Source organism: Nostoc sp. CHAB 5715 (assembly GCF_020829685.1).
Lineage (GTDB): Bacteria > Cyanobacteriota > Cyanobacteriia > Cyanobacteriales > Nostocaceae > Nostoc.
The window spans coordinates 1-2998 of the sequence record NZ_JAIVFR010000914.1; the positions used below are offsets into that span (position 1 = coordinate 1).

Consider the following 2998-nt stretch of genomic DNA (forward strand, 5'->3'; position numbering starts at 1 on the left):
AATCCCAAATAATAATCGTGCCATCTTTGAGCAAGTCACGCTAGTAAAACAGGCAGAAAGTTTAGGTTTTGAGTCAGCCTGGGTGAGTGAGCATCATTTTAGTGAATCCAATCTCAGCCCCTCTATGTTGCTGTTAATGGCACATTTGGCGGGATTGACTTCAACAATCCAATTAGGCACTGCGGCGGTGTTACTGCCATTCCATAACCCGATTCGGGTAGCGGAAGATATTGCCACTCTGGATAACCTGTGCAATGGACGATTATTATTTGGGATTGCTAAAGGCGGCCCCTTTCCCCAACAAAATAAGCATTTTGCGACACTCCCAAGTGAATCCCGTCCCAAGATGCTAGAGGCGATCGCATTGATTCACAAGCTGTTATATGAAACTGATGTATCATTTAATGGGCAATATTTTCAATGCGATCGCCTGACAATTTACCCAAAACCATTGCAGAGTAAAATACCAGTGTATGTTGCTACTGGCGGTGATGATGGTATTGAGTTTGCTGCTAAACATTCCTTCAGCTTGATGGGTGGGCCGCCATTCTCCCTACAGAGATTGAAGGATACTGTTGCTAAATATCGAGCCTTAAATTCTAGTGGTGCGGAAAATTTCGTGCTGGCACGCTTTTTTTATGTTAGCAAAACATTTGATGAGGCTGTGAGTGAGGCATTACCTTTCATCCGCCAATTTAGCCAGAAAATGAAAGCTAATTCGGCTGAATTATTGCAAAATAGTGCGAATCCCAACCAAAAACCATTTGATCGCACAAACATTTGTTTCGACGAAGATTATTTGATTGAGAACTCAATTATTGGTGATGTGGAGACTTGTCGAGACAAAATCAAAAAATTTCAGGACGAATTAAATTTAGGTACGTTAGCACTCAAACCCTCTTCTGCGGATATGCAAAAAAACTTAGAGAGTTTGACGCGCTATAACCAAGAGGTGCGAAATTATGTCTTCTAAACTATACCTGCTTCCTCCCGATGATTTACCTCCATCTGAGGTAACGAAACAGGATGGAATGCTGCAAATGGAGTTAGAACAGTCTACTGGCAGATGCTTTTATCTAGCCTGCGATCGCATTACGCGAGTACTGTTGTCTAATTGTCAGTGGTATATCACAACAAATGCTAGCATCCTAACATTAATTATTGACTGCCCTGACTTAGTAGCTTACTGGCATATAGTCAGCAATATTGCCCAGTTGGGTAATAGGTTAGAGCGGTTTGCTACGAATGGAAAAATTCGCGTTTATCCGCCATTTGGTAAAGGGATGCCGTTTGAAATCAGCGTAAATGAAATATCAGCTTACCGAGATTGGCTTTGAGGTAAATAGAAACTGGGAATCATCCTTATCACTGTCTAACACTCTGTACTTTAAAAGTGCAGAGTGTTGCAATTTTGAGCAAAATCACCTCCCAAAATAACAGTTTTACTGAATAGAATTCACTATAGGAATCTGATTTGATTCCTGAACTTACTTATGAGAAAGGTAACAGGACAGAAGGGAATTGACCGTGACTACATCCTGGCACTGAAGGCTTATTTTCGCAACCAATTAGACAAATAAATCGCTTGTGGGCTGTTCAATAGACATCTTGCATAAATACTTAAATTGTCATCTTGAACGAAGCGAAACATCTGGTGAAATTCTTCTCTCCTGCGTTCCGCTCAAAATGACATTCCTGATTTTTTGACTTTTGCAAGAGGTCTAATAATCCTCACGGCTTATAGCCGTAAGGAACGTCAAAACCGAGTCCACTCCACAGAACCAAAGCCTGATTGACTTGGTAAAGTGCTTTGCACAAATTTATTATTTGAAATAATCAGAATCGACAAACTTCCAGCACCTCTATTAATTCCTTTTGGTACATCAACCCACAGACCTGTTACTGCATTGCCTATGATAGTTCCTTGAAACACATTAGTGTATATCCCACCATTTTCACCATACCACCATAGTTGATTGCCTGTCTGTCTGACATAATAAACACCACCATCGTTACTCCGCCAAACACCGTTTAGATCGAAATTGACTTGCGAAATGAGAAATGTTTGCTTCAGGTAGCTTGGGGAAAGACTGCTTTCAGATAAAACTTTATGATTCTCTGATTTTTGTAAGGAAGTTATCGGAGCTGTATTGTCAACCCCTGTTAAACTTTTAGCATTTGCTTCTTTGCTGATTGGAAAATTAAAAAACAAACTTGTTAATGTAATTGAAACAATTAGTTTTAACATGATTTAATGGCTCCCACTAAAATGTCATCTATCCTCGTATTCTCTGTATCATTTATGTTCTAGACTAGACTAAGAACGTAAATGACTTCTTACAGAATTTCGATGCTAAGTAGGTTGATTTGAATAAATCCAAATTTATAAGGAAGTATAAAGTTATAGGTTGCTCATATAGCCTATGTTTCGCTATACTTTACCAAAGTTTATATATTTGGCTTTAATCTTACCGACATACTTAACTAGTGTGTAAAATATATAGAAAATCTTGAAAAAGTAAAAGTTATTGATACCATTCTTAAAAAATCTTCAATGTTTTATACAGTACTTGGAATACCCAGATTTCTCACAAACCCTGAGAAAAGAAGAGTCAAAAACTGCCAAAATATCTATTGCACATGATTTTCAGCAGTTTTAAGCACATCTTTCTTAATTCGCGAGTTATAGGACTCCGATTTGATTTCTGAAAACATACTGAGACTGAAAATCCCGTTTTATCAGGGTTTTATCTAAAATCTTGTTCAGAAATCAGATATGAGTCCTATATAAGTGATATTAAGGAAAAAACGTGGAATTTCAGAAGTTATTGTATATTTTTATTCTAGTAAAAATTGCTACGTTTGCTCTGGGTGTACCTGTATTTGCTCAAATCATACAAACTCCCTCCAATTCTTCACAGTCGAGTTGTCGTGCAACTAAAGTAGATACTCCAATTTTCAAAGAACCTTCAACATCATCGAACGCTATCAGAATATT

3 protein-coding genes are annotated in these 2998 nt (G+C 38.0%); 2 read left to right on the top strand and 1 reads right to left on the bottom strand.

Annotation, left to right across the window (positions count from 1 at the left end):
- Nucleotide 1 precedes the first annotated feature (1 nt).
- Both LC574_RS33595 and LC574_RS33600 read left to right on the top strand, forming a co-directional pair.
- Nucleotides 2-973: an LLM class flavin-dependent oxidoreductase gene (locus tag LC574_RS33595; protein WP_229457918.1), complete on the top strand. Its 972-nt coding sequence runs from the start codon at nucleotides 2-4 to the stop codon at nucleotides 971-973.
- The gene (locus LC574_RS33600; RefSeq protein ID WP_229457920.1) at nucleotides 963-1337 is read left to right on the top strand and encodes a hypothetical protein; all 375 of its coding nucleotides are present in this window, start codon (nucleotides 963-965) and stop codon (nucleotides 1335-1337) included. The genes LC574_RS33595 and LC574_RS33600 overlap by 11 nt, the downstream gene beginning before the upstream one ends.
- A 419-nt stretch (nucleotides 1338-1756) precedes the next feature.
- Here the strand turns inward: LC574_RS33600 and LC574_RS33605 are convergent, their stop codons facing one another.
- On the bottom strand, nucleotides 1757-2248 hold the full coding sequence (locus LC574_RS33605; RefSeq protein ID WP_229457922.1) for a hypothetical protein: 492 nt from the start codon (nucleotides 2246-2248) through the stop codon (nucleotides 1757-1759).
- Nucleotides 2249-2998 lie beyond the last annotated feature (750 nt).